17 protein-coding genes are annotated in these 21,394 nt (G+C 43.6%); 9 read left to right on the top strand and 8 right to left on the bottom strand.

All coding sequences use genetic code 11. From position 1 onward, the window contains the following. Positions 1 to 3 precede the first annotated feature (3 nt). From N646_RS00320 to N646_RS00305, 4 genes are all read right to left on the bottom strand, one after another. Positions 4 to 744, bottom strand: a complete 741-nt coding sequence (locus N646_RS00320) for an ABC transporter permease (RefSeq protein WP_005378436.1) — start codon at positions 742 to 744, stop codon at positions 4 to 6. 81 nt (positions 745 to 825) lie between these two features. Further along, positions 826 to 1,596 carry an ABC transporter substrate-binding protein gene (locus N646_RS00315; RefSeq protein WP_005378437.1) on the bottom strand — a complete coding sequence of 257 codons (771 nt, stop codon included), beginning with the start codon at positions 1,594 to 1,596 and terminating at the stop codon, positions 826 to 828. An 83-nt stretch (positions 1,597 to 1,679) separates the two neighbouring features. Further along, positions 1,680 to 2,450, bottom strand: a complete 771-nt coding sequence (locus N646_RS00310) for an ABC transporter ATP-binding protein (protein WP_005378438.1) — start codon at positions 2,448 to 2,450, stop codon at positions 1,680 to 1,682. A gap of 264 nt (positions 2,451 to 2,714) precedes the next feature. After that, on the bottom strand, positions 2,715 to 4,190 hold the full coding sequence (locus tag N646_RS00305; RefSeq protein WP_017820023.1) for a hypothetical protein: 1,476 nt from the start codon (positions 4,188 to 4,190) through the stop codon (positions 2,715 to 2,717). A 453-nt stretch (positions 4,191 to 4,643) separates the two neighbouring features. Here N646_RS00305 and N646_RS00300 point away from each other — a divergent pair, with 453 nt between their 5' ends. The 9 genes from N646_RS00300 (at position 4,644) to N646_RS00260 (ending at position 17,627) form a co-directional block, all read left to right on the top strand. Continuing rightward, a complete protein-coding gene (locus N646_RS00300; protein ID WP_005378441.1) occupies positions 4,644 to 6,191 on the top strand; it encodes a DUF3360 family protein in 1,548 nt (515 codons plus the stop codon). Between the two features lie 303 nt (positions 6,192 to 6,494). Continuing rightward, on the top strand, positions 6,495 to 8,771 hold the full coding sequence (gene pflB / locus N646_RS00295) for a formate C-acetyltransferase (RefSeq protein WP_017820022.1): 2,277 nt from the start codon (positions 6,495 to 6,497) through the stop codon (positions 8,769 to 8,771). 153 nt (positions 8,772 to 8,924) lie between these two features. After that, positions 8,925 to 9,902, top strand: coding sequence for a lipid A deacylase LpxR family protein (locus N646_RS00290; protein WP_005378443.1), 978 nt, complete (start codon positions 8,925 to 8,927; stop codon positions 9,900 to 9,902). 211 nt (positions 9,903 to 10,113) lie between these two features. Then, the gene (gene pflA, locus N646_RS00285; protein WP_005378444.1) at positions 10,114 to 10,854 is read left to right on the top strand and encodes a pyruvate formate lyase 1-activating protein; all 741 of its coding nucleotides are present in this window, start codon (positions 10,114 to 10,116) and stop codon (positions 10,852 to 10,854) included. A 153-nt stretch (positions 10,855 to 11,007) separates the two neighbouring features. Beyond that, the gene (locus tag N646_RS00280; protein ID WP_005378445.1) at positions 11,008 to 11,673 is read left to right on the top strand and encodes an energy-coupling factor ABC transporter permease; all 666 of its coding nucleotides are present in this window, start codon (positions 11,008 to 11,010) and stop codon (positions 11,671 to 11,673) included. 136 nt (positions 11,674 to 11,809) lie between these two features. Then, the gene (locus N646_RS00275; RefSeq protein WP_017820021.1) at positions 11,810 to 12,310 is read left to right on the top strand and encodes a YfbU family protein; all 501 of its coding nucleotides are present in this window, start codon (positions 11,810 to 11,812) and stop codon (positions 12,308 to 12,310) included. Positions 12,311 to 12,802: 492 nt separating this feature from the next. Next, positions 12,803 to 14,737 carry a PrkA family serine protein kinase gene (locus N646_RS00270; RefSeq protein WP_005378447.1) on the top strand — a complete coding sequence of 645 codons (1,935 nt, stop codon included), beginning with the start codon at positions 12,803 to 12,805 and terminating at the stop codon, positions 14,735 to 14,737. 47 nt (positions 14,738 to 14,784) lie between these two features. Continuing rightward, entirely contained in the window at positions 14,785 to 16,056 is a 1,272-nt protein-coding gene (locus N646_RS00265) for a YeaH/YhbH family protein (RefSeq protein WP_005378448.1), read from the top strand. Between the two features lie 11 nt (positions 16,057 to 16,067). After that, on the top strand, positions 16,068 to 17,627 hold the full coding sequence (locus tag N646_RS00260) for a SpoVR family protein (RefSeq protein WP_005378449.1): 1,560 nt from the start codon (positions 16,068 to 16,070) through the stop codon (positions 17,625 to 17,627). A gap of 79 nt (positions 17,628 to 17,706) precedes the next feature. Here N646_RS00260 and kdsB read toward each other — a convergent pair whose 3' ends face one another. Genes kdsB through msbA form a run of 4 tightly spaced genes read right to left on the bottom strand, consistent with a single transcriptional unit; the run spans position 17,707 to position 21,383 of the window. Then, positions 17,707 to 18,462, bottom strand: coding sequence for a 3-deoxy-manno-octulosonate cytidylyltransferase (kdsB, locus tag N646_RS00255; protein ID WP_017820020.1), 756 nt, complete (start codon positions 18,460 to 18,462; stop codon positions 17,707 to 17,709). Continuing rightward, positions 18,462 to 18,641 carry a Trm112 family protein gene (locus tag N646_RS00250; RefSeq protein WP_005378451.1) on the bottom strand — a complete coding sequence of 60 codons (180 nt, stop codon included), beginning with the start codon at positions 18,639 to 18,641 and terminating at the stop codon, positions 18,462 to 18,464. The genes kdsB and N646_RS00250 overlap by 1 nt, the downstream gene beginning before the upstream one ends. Next, a complete protein-coding gene (lpxK, locus tag N646_RS00245) occupies positions 18,622 to 19,629 on the bottom strand; it encodes a tetraacyldisaccharide 4'-kinase (protein ID WP_017820019.1) in 1,008 nt (335 codons plus the stop codon). Before lpxK ends, N646_RS00250 begins: the two co-directional genes overlap by 20 nt. Positions 19,630 to 19,634: 5 nt before the next feature. After that, a complete protein-coding gene (msbA, locus tag N646_RS00240) occupies positions 19,635 to 21,383 on the bottom strand; it encodes a lipid A ABC transporter ATP-binding protein/permease MsbA (RefSeq protein WP_017820018.1) in 1,749 nt (582 codons plus the stop codon). Positions 21,384 to 21,394: the final 11 nt, after the last annotated feature.

The following is a 21,394-nucleotide window of genomic DNA, read 5'->3' as shown; positions in this document are numbered from 1 at the left end:
AACTTACCTCGCATGAATACTGAACTTACGCTCAACAAGCTTGAGTAGCCCGGTCGAAACGCTGGTAAAAAATAGAAAGATGAGCGCGACAGCCATGTAAAAGGTGAACGGCATTTTCGTTGTACCTGCTGCCAATGAGCTCATTCTCACCATGTCATCCAGACCAATAATGGAAACTAACGCTGTGGTCTTAAGTAACACTAACCAGTTATTACCAAATCCAGGTAATGCATGACGAATCATCTGAGGAAGTAAGATTCTTCTAAACGATAAAGCAGAACTCATCCCATAAGCTTTCGCCGCTTCTAATTCACCCTTGTCCACCGCCATGATCGCTCCACGAAAAGTCTCCGCCATGTAGGCGCCAAAGATAAAACCAATCGTGAGTACACCAGCTATAAATGGGCTGACATCAATATAATCAGGTAAGTAAGACGTCCATTCATGGTTTGGATCACTCGAGGCAAACCACTCGTTGAGCGTTTCGTTGATGGAGTAAAGGCTGTTATTTAAAAGTATTTGTCCACCAAAGAAAATTAGCATCATCAGAACCAAATCTGGAATGCCGCGAATGACGGTGGTGTAAAGAGTGGCAATCGCCCTTGCCCATTTGTAAGGCGCTAACTTAGCTAATGCGCCAAGCATGCCTAAGACCATGGCGAGAATGAGTGAAAGCACTGCAACTTCTATTGTTACTAAAGCTCCTTTCAAAATCGAAGCTTCGTATCCTTGTAAATCTAGCATAGGTGAGTTCCTAATCCCTAAACTCAAAAAATCGACCGTTGACTACTTCTAGGAACAAGCCAACGGTCGCTTAATTACGGTTTATTCACCGTACACATCGTAGTTAAAGTATTTACCAGCAATTTCTTGGTAAACACCTTTCTCACGTAGTGAAATAATTGCTGCGTCGAGTTTCTTCGTCAGATCTTTGTCTTGTTTACGAACAGCGATACCCATACCTTCGCCAAACCATTTTGGATCGGTTAACGATGGTCCAACAAACTCATAAGCTTCGCCACCTGCTTTGTTGATCACACCCTCTTCTAGAGCAGACGCATCACCTAAAACAGCAGCAATTCGACCATTTTCTAGATCAAGATACGCTTCATCAAAAGAGCCATAACGCACAATTTCAACATCATCGCCGTAGTTGTCAGTTAAGTACTTGTCATGTGTCGTCGCACGTTGCACGCCAATTTTGACATCTTTAAGATTATCAAAATCTAGACCCGCACCTTTCTTAGCGATAAATTTATTTGGAATTTGTGCGTACTTGCCAGTGAAATCGACTTTTTTCTTGCGCTCTTCAGTGATAGACATTGCTGCGATGATGGCATCGTACTTACGTGCAAGCAGAGAAGGAATAATACCATCCCAATCTTGAGCGACGATTTTGCACTTCACTTGCATCTCTTCACAGAGTGCATTTGCCATGTCTACGTCAAAGCCTTTTATTGAGCCATCAGTTTCTGTCCAGCTAAACGGAGGGTAAGCACCTTCGATACCAAAGCGAACTGTTTTCCATTCTTTCGCTTGGGCAACACCTGATACTGCCGTTGCAGCAATCGTTGCTGCTAATAACCACTTTTTCATTTCCATACTCCTGTGATTGCTATTTTATTTCGTTTTGTTTGTTGTGTTGGCTTAGGAGGCAATAGTCTGCCGCCTAACAAATATTAGTAAATGGATGAGATAAACTGCTGTAATCGTTCTGAATCCGGGTTTGTAAATAGCTTAGCTGGATTTCCCTGTTCTTCCACTAAGCCTTGATGTAAAAACATCACATGGTTTGATACGTCACGCGCAAACGCCATTTCGTGCGTGACCACCAGCATAGTTCGCCCTTCATCTGCCAAATCTCTCATTACCCCCAGAACTTCTCCTACAAGTTCTGGGTCAAGCGCAGAAGTTGGCTCGTCAAACAACATCACCTCTGGGTCAACTGCTAGCGCACGGGCAATAGCTGCACGTTGCTGCTGGCCGCCAGATAAGTGCCCAGGGTAATAATCTTTACGCTCATACAAGCCTACTTTCTTAAGCAAGACTTCTGCATTTTCAATCGCTTGAGCTTTTGGCACGCCTAAGACATGAACAGGCGCCTCAATCACGTTTTCTAGTACGGTTAGGTGAGACCAGAGGTTGAAACCTTGGAAAACCATTGCCAGGCGTGAGCGAATACGTTGGACTTGCTTTTCATTAGCAGGAACAGATTCACCTGCTCTGTTGTTCTTCATTTGGATTAATTCACCATTTACCCAAATTTCGCCCGCGGTAGGCGTTTCTAGCAAGTTGATACATCTGAGAAAGGTACTCTTACCTGAGCCGGAAGAGCCAATGATGGAGATAACATCTCCTTTGTGCGCGGCAAGTGAAATGCCTTTTAAAACTTCATTTTGTCCAAATGTTTTGTGCAGGTCTTTTATATCTAGCGCTGGTACATCATTCATGCGCCCTACTCCCTGTGTTTTTGTCACTGCAATTAAGGGACTCCGCCCTCTCTAATTCGGAACAAATTAGCACCGCCCCTTGAAACTTGCAACAAATTATTAACCTAAATAATTCGAATAGAAAGATACGATAGACAAATTAATATGCAATATATAGCAACATATTCTTCAAAAGTTGAATATTAAATATAAAAAAGCCCCTTTCAAAGGGGCTTACTAAATTTACAAAAGTGTTAATTGAAACCTATTCGAGGTCGCAATGAATTAATTAAAACGACTGACTACCAACGAGTTTGAAGTACGTAATGTCACTTCATTTTCTAAGCCTTCTTTTTCAGAAGTAATGATGCCATCTAGGTCTTCATCTAGTTCAGGCTCTGACGCTTCACCATTGGAAAAGAAGCTCATGAAAACTTTAGAATCAATATTACTATCTTCATTCACTACCAAAGCAGTGCGATTAAAATCGTCCGAAGCTGAAACTTTCAAACCGTTAACGGCCGATGTTGGGAAGTTGTAGTAATGCAATTCTGGAACAACAACAGAATCACTATCACTTGTTGTGAAAATGCGATGTGTGACTCTGTAGTCGCCTGAAGTTGCAAAGTAAGCGACACGAGTAAAGCCTTCAGTAGACGATGTTAAGCCCATGTCCAGATCAATCACGGACTCTGCACTTCCTTGCGTTGATACACTTGGTTTTGTGTTCGGCAGGTTATCAATATTTAAGTAAGCACTCGGATCAACGTCAATATCCCATCCGTCAGAGATCGTTTCGTTAAGTAGAGACTCCCAACCATTAACTTGATTCTCTGAGAACGCCATGTATACCCAAGTTTCTTTATTCGTTGCACTAGGGCGATTATATTCAACGGCCGTTTTATCCAGCTTCAACGCGTCATATGCAAAGCCGTTAGTAACAAAGCCAATGTTGAGCGAGTCGTAAGTATAGTCAGAAGACGAATAAATGTTTGACGTATTATCCGCTCTAACTAAGGCTATCTCACCAGTTCCCCACGAACCAATACCATACTGGTAAAGCGCTTTGTCGCTTGAACCTGATTCATACTGAAACAATGCCGTTGGTTCACCTTTAAGCCCCATCAGTTCATCAGTAGGCAACATATCAGGGTTCGGAGACGTGAAAATATCGGTTTGCGAGACAAAGTTGTAATCTCCGCCACCTGATTCAGCGTTTCGGTAATCTAAGTTAGTAAACTTATTGCTTGCTAAGTTACCGCCAGTAAAGCATTTGTTCAAAGAGTCTCGGTTTAGTGCAAAAGTAGCATTACGTAGTTTCTTATCTTGCAAGAACTCTTTTGAAAACGTGTTTACGCGAGCTTCTTTGCCGTTAAATTCTATTGCTTGAAACGTTACAAAGCCGCCGTCAGGGATATCTTCAAGATAAAACTTAAAGTTATCAGTGGTAGGTTTGATAATGTCTCCGGATCTTTTGCCATCGGCATCAGAGTAGTAACCGATAACATAGTTGGTCACTTGCTCTTTTGACGCTGCACTGTAGGTTAAAACCGTTTTATCGCCGTTCAGCTCAGTTTTGTGGTCATATACAGTACAACCTTTCGTAGTTGCTTCACTTTCAGTCATTGTTGCTGGTATAGCAAAATCAAAAGTAAACGCAGTTTTCGGCGCTGCACCACCGCCACCGCCGCCACCGCCGCCGCAACCGACCATTAACCCTGAGATGATTGCCACTAGTGGCAGTACTTTAAGCTGTTTCATGTCTTTTTCCTAAACTGAGCGGCAATGATTAGCCAAAAAATTGTCTTTGCTCTGTCCAAAGCAAGAATAAAGCCAGCTTTATATAATCACCGTGAATATTGACATTTAATCTGCATCTCGTGCAAAAGGACAAAAAGTTCTAATTTTATGCAACTTGTGTAATGAAATTACACAAGATCTCCGCATCTCATTCGCATGCCAGAAACTTTCTGTAGTTTTATTTCACAACCATTCTTAAAGTGATCTAAATCAATCACCCTAAATGGCTATCTTGCTAGACTCCTGCCAAAAGATGAGGCTTTTTTTGTGCCTCAACACAATAAGTTATTAGCTATGCTTAGGCACAGTGTCGACGTGTAACAAATCTAACAATAGCTAGCATAAGCGTGCCGCAGGATGCGGATTAACACAATTGAATGAAGAATTCATAACTTTTAAATATATGAGGAATCTATGTCAGACGCAGTTAACAAAACGCACTCTGATTCAGATATCGAGACCAAGAGCTACCGTGAGCTTCATCGTCCAGCATCTGAGTTCGCAAGCCGTTCAGACTACCTAGACCACGAACTACAAATTATGAAGCCACGTCGTTTTGGCTTGAACTTGCCAGGTCGTGACTTCCGCTTTGAGCTTGAAGACCTTGTTCCAGCGCTTGCTGGTACTATCGGTATTATCGCAATGTACTCTGCGGTAATGATGTCTTGGGCTGAAGGTCTTACTGCAGCATGGGACCACGTAAACTTAGGCAAGGACTTTGCTATCGAAGTTGCGCGTGTAGAAATGCTCATCCCTGCACTTCTTTTCTGTGTACTTGCCTCTGGTTTTATTAACCCTAAAGCCAACCTAGCAGGCAACCACGGCCCAATGATCCCTCTTATTGGTACCATCGCTCTTGCTGGTGCTCATCCTCTTGCATTAGCAATTCTCATTGGTGTGTTTGGTTTGATTTTGAGCCTCTTAAAAGGTGGGTCAAAACTGGTTAACCTCACCTCTGAAGGTACGGCTGGTGGCCTTCTTATTTTCCTAGGTTTAACCGGAACCATGAGCCAAATTAACTCTATTCAAGCTTGGGCTGTTGGTTTGCAATCCGATACGGTTGCCGCTGGTAGCATGGGTTACATCGGTCTGATTGTTCTTGCGGTTACCATTGGCTTATACGCGTTCCTTGCTAAAGTGAACAAACGCTGGCTAGCGATCCCTGTTTGTGCCTTCACTGGGCTTGCAATCGCACTTGCTCTTGGCGCAGGCTTCGATATTAAATTCGTAACCGAGACAGGCCTTCCAAACCTAAATCCAATCTACTGGTGGGGTTCAACAGAAGAAGGTTGGATGCTTGGTCTTCCTAATATGGAACACTTCATCGCTTCACTACCATTCGCCATTCTTGCGGTAGCAATGTGGTCACCTGACTTCTTGGGTCACCGTATCTTCCAAGAGATGAACTACCCACGTAAGAGTGAGAAAGTGCTGATGGACGTTGATGACACAATGACAATGTGTTCCGTTCGCCAAATGGTCGGTACTGCAGTGGGTGGTGGTAACATCACATCATCTTGGGGGACTTACATGATCCCTGCTGCAATCGCGAAACGCCCTATTCCTGCTGGTGCCATCTTACTAGGCTCTCTATGTATTATTGTTGCAATCCTTGGTTTTCCTATGGACGTTGCAGTATGGCCTCCAGTTATGCGCGTTGCTCTTCTCGTTGGTGTATCTCTACCACTGCTTGAAGCTGGCATGCAGATGGTGAAGGACTCAAAAGACTCACAAGCAGCAGGTATCTGTATCTTTGGTTCTGCCGTTGTTAACCCAGTTCTAGCTTGGGCACTAACTATGCTTTTAGATAACAACGGTTTAATTGGAGATAAAGAGCGCGCGTCTCGCCTATCATTTGTAGACAAGATTGTGATCCCAGTAAGCGTACTCGTTATCTGTTTAGTTGCTATGCTTGCAGTTGGTATGCTTGAAGGCCAGTATGGCATCCAAGCTTGGCTATAAGCTAGCAGTCCAGAAATTTGTGGGTAGCGCTCGTCGCTACCCCATTTTTATCGAGATTTTTGAGGATTTATTGATTTAGTTTAAGGTTTGCAAAAAAATTTTAGTTTAACCTCTAACTGTTGCTTAAAAAGAGAAACGTTAAAACTAGTGACAATATTTATAGTTTTGTAAATCGAATACGTAAATTTAAGACTATAAATATTGTTATTCATAAGAGTGTACTGTTCCCCTCTTTTATCTGGGGATAGCTGGCTCAACGGCGAAGCAGTACGTATTTTTTTCTACTAAAAAGGTAGGTATGTCATGGCAGAGCAATTTGCTAAAGCTTGGGAAGGTTTTGCTGCAGGCGACTGGCAAAACGAAGTAAACGTTCGTGATTTCATTCAGAAGAACTACACTCCGTACGAAGGCGACGAATCTTTCCTAGTTTCTGAAGGTACTGAAGCGACTAACAAGCTTTGGGCTAAGGTAATGGAAGGCATCAAACAAGAGAACTCGACTCACGCTCCTGTTGATTTTGATACTTCAGTTATCTCTACCATCACTGCTCACGATGCAGGCTACATCGAAAAAGACCTAGAAACTATCGTAGGTCTTCAAACTGACGCTCCTCTAAAACGTGCGATCATCCCTAACGGTGGTATCCGCATGGTTGAAGGTTCATGCAAAGCCTACGACCGCGAGCTAGACCCACAAGTTAAAAAAATCTATACAGAATACCGTAAAACTCACAACCAAGGCGTTTTCGATATCTACACTCCTCAAATCATGGCGTGTCGTAAATCTGGCGTACTGACTGGTCTTCCAGATGCATACGGTCGTGGTCGTATCATCGGTGACTACCGTCGTGTTGCTCTATACGGTATTGACTTCCTAATGAAGGATAAATTCGCGCAGTTCTCTTCTCTACAAGAGCGTTTTGAGAACGGCGAAGACCTACAAATGACAATGCAGCTTCGTGAAGAGATCGCAGAGCAACACCGTGCTCTAGGTCAAATCAAAGAAATGGCTGCAAAATACGGTTGTGATATTTCTCGTCCTGCTGAAACTGCGCAAGAAGCTATTCAGTGGACTTACTTCGGTTACCTAGCTGCTGTTAAATCTCAAAACGGTGCGGCTATGTCTCTAGGTCGTACTTCTACGTTCCTAGACATCTTCATCGAACGTGATATCGCGGCTGGTAAGCTAACTGAAGAACAAGCTCAGGAAATGATCGACCACTTCGTAATGAAACTACGTATGGTTCGTTTCCTACGTACTCCTGAGTACGATGATCTATTCTCTGGCGACCCTATCTGGGCAACTGAGTCTATGGGTGGTATGGGTCTTGACGGTCGTACGCTAGTTACTCGTACAAACTTCCGTTTCCTAAACTCACTATACACTATGGGTCCTTCTCCAGAGCCAAACATCACTGTTCTTTGGTCTGAGCAACTACCTGAAGGCTTCAAGAAGTTCTGTGCGAAAGTATCTATCGATACTTCTTCTATTCAGTACGAAAATGACGACCTAATGCGTCCAGACATGAACTCTGACGACTACGCGATCGCATGTTGTGTATCTCCAATGGTTGTTGGTAAGCAAATGCAGTTCTTCGGTGCTCGTGCGAACCTTGCGAAAACAATGCTTTACACCATCAACGGTGGTGTGGATGAGAAGCTAAAAATCCAAGTTGGCCCGCAAATGCCTAAGATCGAAGGCGATGTTCTTAACTACGATGAACTGTGGGAGAAAATGGACCACTTCATGGATTGGCTAGCGAAACAATATGTGACTGCACTAAACGCTATCCACTTCATGCACGATAAGTACAGCTACGAAGCGGCACTAATGGCTCTACACGACCGTGACGTTAAACGTACTATGGCTTGTGGTATTGCTGGTCTATCTGTTGCGGCTGACTCACTATCTGCAATTAAATACGCAAAAGTTAAGCCAATTCGTGACGAAGACGGTCTAGCAATCGACTTCGAAATCGAAGGCGATTACCCTAAATTCGGTAACAACGACCCACGCGTTGATGACATTGCATGTGAACTTGTTTCTGTATTTATGGGCAAAATCCGTAAGCTTAAGACTTACCGTGATGCAATCCCTACTCAGTCAATTCTTACTATCACTTCAAACGTGGTTTACGGTAAGAAAACTGGTAACACGCCTGACGGTCGTCGTGCTGGTGCTCCATTTGCTCCAGGTGCAAACCCAATGCACGGTCGTGACGAGAAAGGTGCTGTAGCATCACTAACTTCAGTTGCTAAACTGCCGTTTGCTGACGCACAAGATGGTATCTCTTACACATTCTCTATCGTACCTAACGCACTAGGTAAAGATGAGGGTTCACAACGCGCTAACCTTGCTGGTCTTATGGATGGTTACTTCCACCACGAAGCGGGTATCGAAGGTGGTCAACACCTAAACGTGAACGTTCTTAACCGTGAAACTCTAGAAGACGCAGTTAAGCACCCAGAGAAATACCCTCAGCTAACAATCCGTGTATCTGGTTACGCTGTTCGCTTCAACTCTCTAACTGCAGAGCAACAAGCTGACGTAATCGCGCGTACATTCACTGAGTCTCTATAAGACTATAGCGAAATAACGTTCTAGTAATACAACAAAGGCTGATGCTAAGTAGCATCAGCCTTTTTTTATTTCTTGAATGAAAGTTGTGATATCGCGAAAGACTTTTGCCCGCATTCTTACGTATGATGCGAAAAAAGTTAGCAAATAAAGTCTATGAGATTTAGTAAATTAATTATTCTTACCCTTCTTTCTCCAGTTGCAATAGCATCCACTAAGTCTACGGTTTCTTTTACCATCGACAACGATGGTATTTTTGGCGTCGATCAAGACTATACGAATGGTGTTTTCCTTTCTTACGCGACAGACCAACTGACACAAGAAAGCCAATGGAAATGGCTGAGTCTAGCTAACTCAGAGCACGCCAATATCGATAAAATAGAGTTGGTTCTTGGCCACAAGATGTGGACTCCAAGCGACATTGAAGCCGATTATCCACTAATCAATGATCGCCCATATGCCGGTTACCTACACACCGAAATCAACTACCTTTCCCTAACGAGTGACAAAGCTGTACGGTACAATTTCACCATAGGAACTACGGGTGAAAGTTCGCTATCAGAAAAGGCGCAAGAAATCGTTCACGGCATAACAGGATCGACGGACCCTCAAGGTTGGGATTACCAGATTGAAGATAAAGTGGCGTTCAGCCTTGGTTACCGCGTATTTAACAAATTGATGCGCAGCGAAGAACAAAAAACACAATGGGAGATCACCAACATTAACGACATCAATGCGGGTAACTTCCGTAGTGATGTCTCTCAAGGCGTCATGTTTCGTTGGGGTACAAACCTAGCGAATAGCATCGGAGCCGCCAATATCAGTGTCGAAAGCCCTTTCTCAGCAAGTATGATCGCTCAGAACACGTCGAGTTGGTTCTTGTTCACCGGGTTTGAAGGTCGTTACCGCTTTAATGACATGACTATCGAAGGAGATCGTCCTGGCATTCCTGAACCGTCAGCGCCATACGACGTCACACTGCAAAATTGGCAAGCAAGTGCCGTCGCGGGAGTATCTTGGTACAACCAAAATTACGGTGCAAGCATCACCTTTACAATTAAAACACCGGATTATGAAGAAGCCCAAACCGATGTTTATGGGACAGGCTCGTTCTCCGTGTTCGCCTTTTTCTAAAAACTGGATTATCCCAGCATCGAAGTCAATCTAGATACACGGCAAGTTCTCGGGGTAGGTATTAACCACCTCGTGTTCAAGCGTTTATGTAGATTGGCTCCATCTATTTTCTTTCTTCAAATAACCTTGCCTTTAGTACCGACAAAGCTGTTTTAACCCTGCTTTTTGTAATAAAATAACAGCTAGAATTTACTAGTAATGAGAGCAAAAGATGTCAACAGCTGGTCGTATTCACTCATTTGAGTCATGTGGTACCGTAGACGGACCTGGTATTCGATTTATCGTCTTCTTGCAAGGTTGTTTAATGCGCTGTAAGTATTGCCATAACCGCGATACTTGGGACACGCATGATGGCAAAGAAGTCACGGTTGAAGAAATCATTTCCGAAGCGAAAAGTTACCGCCACTTCATGAATGCATCAGGTGGTGGCGTTACTTGTTCTGGCGGCGAAGCGATGCTTCAACCGGAATTCGTACGTGATTTTTTCCGCGCAGCTAAAGCCGAGGGCATTCATACATGTCTAGATACTAACGGTTATGTTCGTAAGCACACTGATGTTATCGATGAAGTACTGGATGCAACAGACTTAGTCATGCTTGATATCAAACACATGAAAGACGAAGTGCACCAAGATCTCATCGGTGTATCCAACCGACGCACATTGGACTTTGCTCGTTACTTACAAAAAATCGGAAAGAAAACATGGATTCGCTATGTCGTCGTGCCTGGTTACACAGATGACCCAGAAGCAGCACACATGCTTGGTGAATTTATTAAAGACATGGATAACATCGAAAAGGTCGAGTTACTTCCTTACCACAAATTAGGGGCTCATAAATGGGAAGCGTTAGGCTTAGAATACCCACTCGAAGGCGTAAACCCGCCACCGAAAGAAACCATGGATGAAATTCAATCCATTCTTGCTCAATACAACGATAACGTAAAATACTAAGTGAACCGCAAGACTAACCTCTTTAAAATACCAGCTTATTGCTGGTATTTTTTTGATTATATCTAAGCCTTATCAGTGAGTTTCTCTGCGGTCATTTAGGTATAAAAGAACGATAGAAATGATTGCGTCATGTTCGCATAGGAAGGAAGTAACATGGATCTGTTTAACTTAGGCTCTCTTGTTGTCTCAATTTGGATAGTAGTAGTCTACTGCCTACCAGATTGGAAAAAAGTCGTTTGGCCCAAACTGGAAAAAGAAAAAGGATTTCAGCACCTCGTTTTTGCAACGCTATTCTTTTTCAGTATTTTATGGACAGCTCAAGCAGGTGTAAAAGAAGGATTACAGATTCATTTTCTTGCACTAACAACGCTGACGATGATGTATGGTTGGCGCATGGCATTTCTACTCAGCATTCCCGCTATGTTGGTCAACCACCTACTACATGATGTGTCCTTGCTACTCTTACCCACGTCGTTAGTTCTATCTGCCCTAATTCCGATTTTCATTAGTTACTTAGTGTTTCTTCTGAGTTACCACTACTTGCCACGAAACATTTTTGTTTTCATCTTCGTTGCTGGATTTTTCAATGGCGCGATAACAGGAAGTCTGCACCTCATCATTAACTCTTTTTATCACCTATCAGTTGGTCACTACGATTGGGAAACCATTCAACATAACTACTTTGTTTTTGTGCCGTTGCTCGCCTTTCCAGAAGGTCTATTAAATGGTATGGCACTGGCGGTTTTAACCGTATTCAAGCCAGAGTGGCTGAGAGTATTTTCAGACCGAGACTACATATACAATCATTACCATAAATAAGTGTTTTCAAACTGGTCAAAAGTGACAGTTCTTGCCATTTTTTAGTATTAAATATGTGTTGAGATCATGTTTCACTCGTGTCTTAAGCGTTAACCTAAGCACATTAAAAATGTATTAGATATCTAGTGAGGCCACCATGGAAATGTCAAACGCTCAACGTTTGATTCTATCAAACCAATACAACCTTATGTCTCAACTTGATCCAAGTAATGCGGCCAAATACAAACGCTTACAAACGATAGTTGAACGTGGTTATGAACTACAAATGCGAGAGTTGAACAAAGATTTCGGCTGCCTCTCAGAAGCAGAATGTCGTGAGATCATCGACGTTATGGAGATGTATCATGCGATGCAAGAATCTTACAACATGCTAGAAGATGAAGACCGCAGCAACGTAGATCAGCGCCGCTTGAAGTTCTTGGGATTTGATATCGCTTCAGAAGCGCAACAAGTACATTACGTACGTTTTCTCATCGATTCTGAAGGTTTGTACCCTCAGTTTGACAAGGCAGATCATCACTTTAACAGCCAAATGCCGATGCTAGATAAATACCGCCGTATGCTGCAAACTTGGCGTAACTGCCCTCGTCAGTATCATTTATGTGAAAACGAACTAGCGCAAATCTTCAGCGCATAAAATGGTCATCTAAGAATGAGGAGAGCGCCCGCTCTCCTTGTTATTTACCCTGTCACAAACTTATCTAAGACTTTGCTCTCTTCCTACCTCTTTCACTTGCCTTGCTCAATGTAGAACAACGAATCACTGAGACTCTTCTGTCTTTGCCAAATATTTGATTTCTATTGCACCTATTCACGACATAAATTCGTCCTTAATAAAAGAGTGATTCAAATGTCACTTTTACAATAAATTCATAATTGTTAAGCAAAATTGCAAATCCCCGACTAGGCTTAAGTAGAGAAAGGCTGTGATTGAAAAATTCATATCCACCGCTCACCGTTGTAACGAAAAACCGTCCATAAAGCAAAGTCTTTGGTGTCGCCAATCTTACATTCTGTACGAACCAAATGTGATAACAGGACGTATATTCAAACAACAACGAGCATAACTGTTGGTGGAAAGCCTGAATCAACGTTCGTCGGTAGACTGACTATTAAAGGGGAAAGCGACATGAGTATTTTCGACCACTATCAATCAAGATATGAAGCTGCAAAAGATGAAGAGATGTCGTTACAGGAGTTTTTAGCCCTGTGTAAAGATGACAAAAGCGCTTATGCTAATGCAGCAGAACGCCTACTGATGGCGATTGGTGAACCAGAGATAATCGATACGGCAAAGGATCCGAGACTAAGCCGAATCTTCTCGAATCGTGTTATCTCTCGTTATGAAACCTTTAAAGACTTTTATGGCATGGAAGATGCCATAGAACAAATTGTGTCTTACCTAAAACATGCGGCGCAAGGCCTAGAAGAGCGTAAGCAGATTCTTTACTTACTCGGCCCTGTAGGTGGCGGTAAGTCTTCGCTTGCAGAAAAGCTTAAGGCTCTGATGGAACAGATGCCTATTTATGTTCTTACTGCTAACGGCGAACGCAGCCCAGTGAATGACCATCCGTTCTGCCTATTCAAAGCCACAGAAGATGGCGATATTTTGAAAAAAGAATATGGCATCGAGCACCGTTATCTTCGCTCGATCATGTCTCCTTGGGCCGCTAAACGTCTTCACGAGTTTGGTGGTGATATCACCAAATTTAAAGTAGTGAAAGTACGCCCTTCTATCCTTGACCAAATCGGTATTGCCAAAACTGAACCAGGCGATGAAAACAACCAAGATATCTCATCATTGGTTGGTAAAGTCGATATTCGTAAGCTTGAACACTATTCGCAAGACGATCCAGACGCTTACAGCTACTCCGGTGCGCTGTGTAAAGCAAACCAAGGTTTAATGGAATTCGTTGAGATGTTCAAAGCACCAATCAAAGTGCTTCACCCGCTGTTAACAGCAACGCAAGAAGGCAACTTCAACGGTACAGAAGGCCTTTCTGCGATTCCATTCGACGGTATGATTCTGGCTCACTCAAACGAATCTGAGTGGCAGACCTTCCGTAACAACAAGAACAATGAAGCGTTCTTGGACCGTGTTTATATTGTGAAAGTACCTTACTGTCTACGTGTTTCAGAAGAAGTCAAAATCTACCAAAAACTTCTTGAAAACAGTGAGTTGTCTCAAGCCCCTTGTTCACCAAGCACGCTCGAGACTCTGGCACAATTCAGTATTCTTTCTCGACTTAAAGAGCCTGAAAACTCGTCCATCTTCTCTAAGATGCGCGTATACGACGGTGAAACGCTGAAAGATACGGATCCAAAGGCAAAAAGCTATCAAGAGTATCGTGATTATGCTGGTGTCGATGAAGGCATGAACGGTCTCTCAACACGTTTTGCCTTTAAGATTTTGTCACGCGTATTTAACTTCGACCAAACCGAAGTGGCAGCCAACCCTGTACATCTATTCTATGTGATTGAACAACAGGTTGAGCGCGAACAGTTCCCTGCTGAAACAGCCGAGAAATATCTCGAGTTCTTGAAAGGCTACCTAGTACCTCGATACGTTGAATTTATCGGTAAAGAGATTCAGACCGCTTATCTTGAGTCTTACTCTGAATACGGCCAAAACATCTTCGACCGATATGTCACCTATGCAGACTTCTGGATTCAAGACCAAGAGTACCGAGATCCAGAAACCGGTCAGCTATTTGATCGCTCTTCACTGAATGCTGAGCTAGAGAAGATCGAAAAAACAGCTGGTATTTCTAACCCGAAAGATTTCCGAAACGAAATCGTTAACTTTGTGCTTCGTGCGAAAGCGAATAACAATGGTCAAAACCCGGTTTGGACCAGCTACGAAAAACTGCGCACAGTAATCGAGAAGAAAATGTTCTCCAATACCGAAGAGCTACTTCCGGTTATCTCATTTAATGCGAAAACCTCTTCTGAAGATCAGAAGAAGCACGACGACTTTGTCGCTCGCATGATGGAAAAAGGCTATACCGAGAAACAGGTTCGCCTACTTTCTGAGTGGTACCTACGAGTACGTAAGTCATCCTAACCCAGTATTGAGTTAGGTCGCTTGTGAAACATGAAGAGGGCTATTTCATGGCGCAATTTATAGACCGAAGGCTCAATGGCAAGAACAAGAGCGCTGTTAATCGACAGCGCTTCTTGAAGCGCCACAAAGAGCAAATAAAAGAGTCGGTAGCAGACGCAGTGAATCGACGCTCGATTACGAATACGGAAACGGGCGAAGACGTCTCTATCCCTCACAAAGACATCAATGAGCCTATATTTCATCAAGGCAAAGGTGGTGTTCGCGAACGAGTTCATCCCGGTAACGATCAATTTATTACTGGTGATAAAATTGAGCGTCCCAAAGGTGGCGGTCAGGGTAGCGGCTCAGGAGAAGGGAACGCCAGTCCAGATGGAGAAGGCCAAGACGAATTTGTATTCCAAATATCAAAAGATGAGTACCTCGATATTTTGTTCGAAGATCTCGAGCTGCCTAATCTAGAAAAAAACCAAATTGCCAAAATCACTGAATGGAAAACACACCGTGCAGGCTTTCAAACTGCCGGTATCCCTTCCAATATCGCCGTAGTACGTTCTCTGCAACAATCTCTTGCGCGCCGTACTGCAATGACTGCCGGTAAAAAACGACTTCTTAAAGAGTTAGAAGACGAACTTGCTCGCATCAAAAATATTGAACCTGCTCAGCAGTTTGAAGAGAACCGCTTGAAGGCTGAAATTGAAGAACTGCGCAAGAAAATCGAAAGCGTGCCGTTCATCGATACCTTCGACTTACGCTTCAAGAACTATGAGAAACGCCCGGTACCATCGAGCCAAGCGGTCATGTTCTGTCTAATGGACGTATCCGGTTCGATGGATCAGGCAACGAAAGACATCGCAAAACGCTTCTATGTTCTTTTGTACTTGTTCTTAACTCGTACCTACGAGAATGTCGAAGTCGTCTTTATCCGCCACCATACCCAAGCGAAGGAAGTGGACGAGCACGAATTTTTCTACTCACAAGAAACCGGGGGCACCATTGTATCTAGCGCACTCAAGTTAATGGATGAAATAGTAAAAGAGCGATACCCGATTGGTCAGTGGAACATATATGCAGCTCAAGCATCCGACGGTGACAACTGGGCAGATGATTCGCCAAGGTGCCGGGATCTATTAGTGAACAAATTACTTCCAAACTGTCAGTACTACTCTTACATAGAGATCACACGGCGCTCGCACCAAACTCTATGGCATGAGTACGAAAAACTCACTGAAGAGTTTCCTAATTTCGCAATGAAAAACATTCGCTCTGTGGAGGATATTTTCCCAGTCTTTCGTGAACTATTCCAAAAAGAAACGGCGTAAGGAGGCTAGCGATGAATACCGCAACGAGAAACCTCTCAGGAGAGGCGCCTAAGAAGCGTAACAGTAAAGTGTTGCCAGATGGACCAGATTGGACATTTGAGCTGTTAGAGCGATACCACAAAGAAATTAAGCGTGTCGCGGAGCATTATCGCCTAGACACTTACCCTAACCAAATAGAAGTGATTACTTCAGAACAGATGATGGATGCCTACTCAAGTATCGGCATGCCAATCAATTACAATCACTGGTCATTTGGTAAAAAATTCATCCAAACAGAGCAGAACTATAAACATGGTCAAATGGGGCTAGCCTACGAGATTGTCATTAACTCCGACCCTTGTATTGCTTATTTGATGGAAGAAAATACGGTAACAATGCAAGCACTCGTTATAGCGCACGCGTGTTACGGCCATAACTCTTTTTTCAAAGGTAATTACCTATTCCAAACGTGGACTGACGCCAGTTCTATTATCGACTATCTGCTGTTCGCCAAAAAGTACTTAGCCGAATGTGAAGAACGATATGGCGTAAAAGAAGTGGAAAAGCTGCTCGACTCTTGTCACGCGTTAATGAACTTTGGTGTAGACCGCTACAAGCGTCCAGAGAAAATCTCAATTACAGAGGAAAAAGCAAGACAAGAAGAACGCGAAGCATACCTACAATCTCAAGTTAATGAGCTTTGGCGCACGGTACCAACAGCCAAGACGAAAGAGGAAGACATTAAAGAGCGATTCCCAAGCGAGCCTCAGGAAAATTTGCTCTACTTCTTCGAAAAACATGCTCCGTTGTTAGAGCCATGGCAACGTGAAGTTGTTCGGATCGTCCGTAAGATCAGTCAGTATTTTTATCCGCAAAAACAAACGCAAGTCATGAATGAGGGCTGGGCAACGTTCTGGCACTACACCATACTCAACCATCTTTATGATGAGGGCTTGGTGTCTGAAAAGTTCATTCTAGAGTTCTTACATAGCCACACCAGTGTCGTGGCTCAGCCGCCTTATAACAGTCCTTACTTTAATGGCATTAACCCCTACGCGTTAGGCTTTGCCATGTTCCGAGATATTAAGCGTATCTGTGAAGAACCAACTGATGAGGACAAGGAGTGGTTTCCAGACTTGGCAGGAACCGACTGGTTAGATGCAGTGCATTTCGCGATGCATAATTTCAAAGATGAAAGCTTTATTAGCCAATACCTTTCTCCGAAATTAATGCGTGATTTCAAGTTGTTTGCGATCAACGATGATGATCATAAGAACTTTATTGAAGTCGCTGCGATACACGATGAGATGGGTTATAAACGCATTAGAGAAACCCTAGCCGCTCAGTATAACTTATCTAATCTTGAGCCAAACATTCAGGTGTTTAATGTCGATGTCCGTGGTGATCGCTCGCTTACGTTGCAGTACGTTCCTCACAACCGCATCCCACTTGATGATAGTTACGAAGAAGTTCTAAAGCACGTGTATCGATTATGGGGCTTTGATGTCATTCTCCAAGAAGTGAAAGACACCGGTCACCGAGAGGTGTTAGCGACCTGCCCTAAACGGAACCAATACGACACTAACATTTAACTAATACCGCGATACAAGTAAAACAAAAAGGCTCCTAATTCAGGAGCCTTGTTTATTCTTAAATCTATATGAGCATTTGTTACGCTTGCTTCTCAACAATCGCGCGCACGGCTTCTAGGTCTTCGGGCGTATCAACCCCTGCCGCTGGTGCTTCTTTCGCTACCGCCACATGAATTTTTTCACCGTACCAAAGCACTCGCAGTTGCTCAAGACACTCAATCTGCTCTAATGCACTTGGTGCCCAGTTGACATACGTATTAATGAAACCAGCTCGATAAGCATAAATACCAATATGACGCATTAATGGGTTGGCAATAGTTTTGTCTTGTTTAGCAAAGTTATCGCGATCCCAAGGGATGGTTGCTCGACTAAAGTACAACGCATAGCCTTGCTCATCTGCGACAACTTTAACAGCGTTCGGGTTGAACACTTCCTCTTCCGAGTCTATTTCTACAGCTAACGTCGCCATCGGGGCTTCACACCCAGATAAGTTATCAGCAACCTGACGAATGATGGACGGCGGAATCAAAGGCTCATCCCCTTGCACATTAACAATAATGTGGTCTGACGGAATAGCCATCTTTTCAACAACTTCGGCAAGACGCTCCGTACCTGATTCGTGGTGGGGAGAGGTCATACAAACTTTACCACCAAATGACGAAACCGCTTTCGCAACACGCTCGTCATCAGTTGCAACGATGACATCTTCCGCACCCGCTTGTAGCGCTTGTTCATAAACCCACTGAACCATAGGCTTACCACCAATATCCGCTAGCGGTTTACCAGGCAAACGGCTCGATGCGTAGCGCGAAGGGATGACAACCGTAAAAGACATTAGCGTCCCTCATCCATGCTCATAGTGCGAGCTTCAGGCTCTAGCAGAACTGGAATACCCTCTTTGATCGGGTAAGCGAGGCGATCCAATTTGCAGATCAACTCTTGATTATCTTTATCGTACGTCAGCTTACCTTTGCAAACAGGGCAAGCTACAATCTCAAGTAGACGGTGATCCATAAGCCGCTTTAACCTCTTTTATTCTATTTAAAATTTGCTCTGCATCGTTTGATTCAAACTGGGCAGATACAGGCAGATACCACCAATTATCTTGCGCATAATGGCTGCACTTGACGGCATCTTTCTCGGTCATAACCACATTGGTCCCTTGTTGAGCCAATGCTTCTAATTCTTGTTGATCAAAGTCTTGATGGTCAGCAAAACCTTTTGTGACTTTAACATCTGCGTTCATCGAGTTTAGTGTATGAAAAAAACGCGGAGGATGCCCAATGCCCGCAAATGCGACGAGATCTTTCAACTCCGAGACATCCACATGTTGCTTAGTCTTAAGATTAATAGCTTTAGAGGGTGCTAAAGCCATTGCGATTTCGCCCGTATGCGCTTGACCGCCATTGGTGATGATAAAGTCGACTTCTTTAAGTCGCTCAATACCTTCACGTAAAGGACCTAATGGAATCAGGCTTTCATTCCCAAACCGGCGATTCCCATCCACAATCACTAACTCAATATCACGGCCTAACGCATAATGTTGTAATCCATCATCCGTAATTATGATATCCACATCCAAATCTAGCAGTGCTTTCACTGCATTTGAACGCACAGGATCTACCGCAACAGGTGCTCCTGTACGGCGATGAATCAACTTAGGTTCATCGCCACAATGCTTCGCTGGCGTATCTTCTTTTAGCACTAACGGATAGGCAGGAGCCTTTGCCCCATAACCACGAGAAACAACCCCCGGCTTAAAGCCCATTTGCTGTAGTTGCTCAACAAGCCACACAACAACTGGTGTTTTACCATTGCCACCAGCAGTGATATTGCCAACCACAACAACAGGTATTGGCGCATTATAAGCTTGCTTGCGGCCAGTTTGGTATTGCTTTCGCTTTGACTTGCTTATCGTTCCAAATAATAAACTCAGTGGCCACAAAAGCGGCCACAAGAGGTATTTTATTGGATGGTTTTCAAACCAGATTTTTTCAATCACCGCGCTTATTCACCAAACTGAATACGGTGCAATTGTGCATACGCACCATTTTTCTTAATAAGCTCAGCGTGGTTGCCACGTTCAATGATGGCACCATCATCAACCACAAGAATTTCATCGGCTTTCTCGATTGTGGATAAGCGGTGCGCTATTACAAGTACCGTTTTATCTTTTTGCAGCTCATCAAGTGCAGCTTGAATAGCTCGCTCGGATTCGGTATCCAAAGCCGAAGTTGCCTCATCAAGAATCAGCACTGGAGCATCACGCAATAGAGCTCGCGCAATCGCAACACGTTGGCGTTGACCACCAGACAAGCTAGCACCATTTTCACCAATCATGGTATCAAGTCCATCATCCATTTTGCCGATGAACTCCATCGCATGCGCGAGTGTTGCCGCTTTCTCGATATCACTGCGCTCGTATTGGCCATCCGTTGCGTACGCAATATTGTTTGCTATCGTGTCATTAAACAAATGAACATTTTGCGATACTAGTGCAAATTGCTGACGTAAATTCTTTAGCTCGTAATCACGAATATCATGCCCATCTAATGTGATAGATCCACTGTCAACATCATAGAAGCGGTTGAACAAGTTCGCGATGGTACTTTTACCTGAGCCAGAACGGCCAACTAGCGCCACCGTTTTTCCTCTTGGAATATCGAAGCTGACATTTTCCAATGCTGGTTTTTCTGCACCAGTGTAAGTAAAGCTTACATTTTTAACTGAAACATCGCCATTTGCGCGTTCAACTGTCAACTTACCTTCGTTTTTCTCAGGCTCGAGGTCAATTAACGCGAAGAGCGTTTGGCTCGCGGCCATACCACGTTGGAACTGAGAAGTAACGTTAGTCAGCGCTTTAAGTGGGCGCATCAGACCAAACATTGCAGAGAAGACAACAGTAAATGTACCTGGAGTCAGTTGCTCTTTAATCGAATCAATACTTGCTAAATAAAGAACGGCAACAATTGCAAGTGATGCAATCATTTGGATGATAGGGTTAGCCGCCGCTTGAGCCGTCACCAACTTCATGCTTTGTTGACGCATTTGGTTGCTGACTTTTTCAAATCGTTGACGTTCGATGTCTTGGCCGCCATAGCTCAACACAACTTTATGGCCTTTCAGCATCTGCTCTGCTGATGCAGTTACGTTACCCATCATGGTCTGCATATTTTTGGATATTTTTCTAAAACGTTTAGAAACAACACCAATACCCCATGCCACAACGGGAGCAACAGCAAACAGCACTAGCGACAATTGCCAGCTGTTGTAAAACATCAAGACTAACAGACCAATGATACTTGCGCCTTCACGCACAATGCTCACCAACGCTTGGCTAGTTGCCGCTGATACTTGCTCTGAGTCGTAGGTTATACGCGACAATAAGTTGCCCGTCTTTTCCTTATCAAAGTATGACACTGGCATGTGCATAAAGTGATTGAACACCATGCGACGGACTTGCATAACTACGTTGCCAGATACCCAGCTCAAACAGTAGGTGGAGACAAATCCACTTATGCCACGGATGAACATCATGGCAAAAATAATCAATGGAAGCGTGCGTAAAAAATCAGATTCAGCGTTCCCAAAACCTTCATCGAGTAGTGGTTTTAGTAGGGAAATCATATAGGTATCTGATATGGCATTAATAACTAATGCAATGACTGCAACGACAAGACCTGACTTATAAAGGCGAATAAATTGCCATAGACGCTTAAACGTCTGCCAAGTCGTTTCATCAGTATTTATCGACATAGAAGTGCTTT

The sequence above is a fragment of the Vibrio alginolyticus NBRC 15630 = ATCC 17749 genome, assembly GCF_000354175.2.
Taxonomy (GTDB): Bacteria; Pseudomonadota; Gammaproteobacteria; order Enterobacterales; family Vibrionaceae; genus Vibrio; species Vibrio alginolyticus.
Note: the sequence above shows the minus strand (reverse complement) of the source record. Positions and strands in the feature narration are given on the sequence as shown.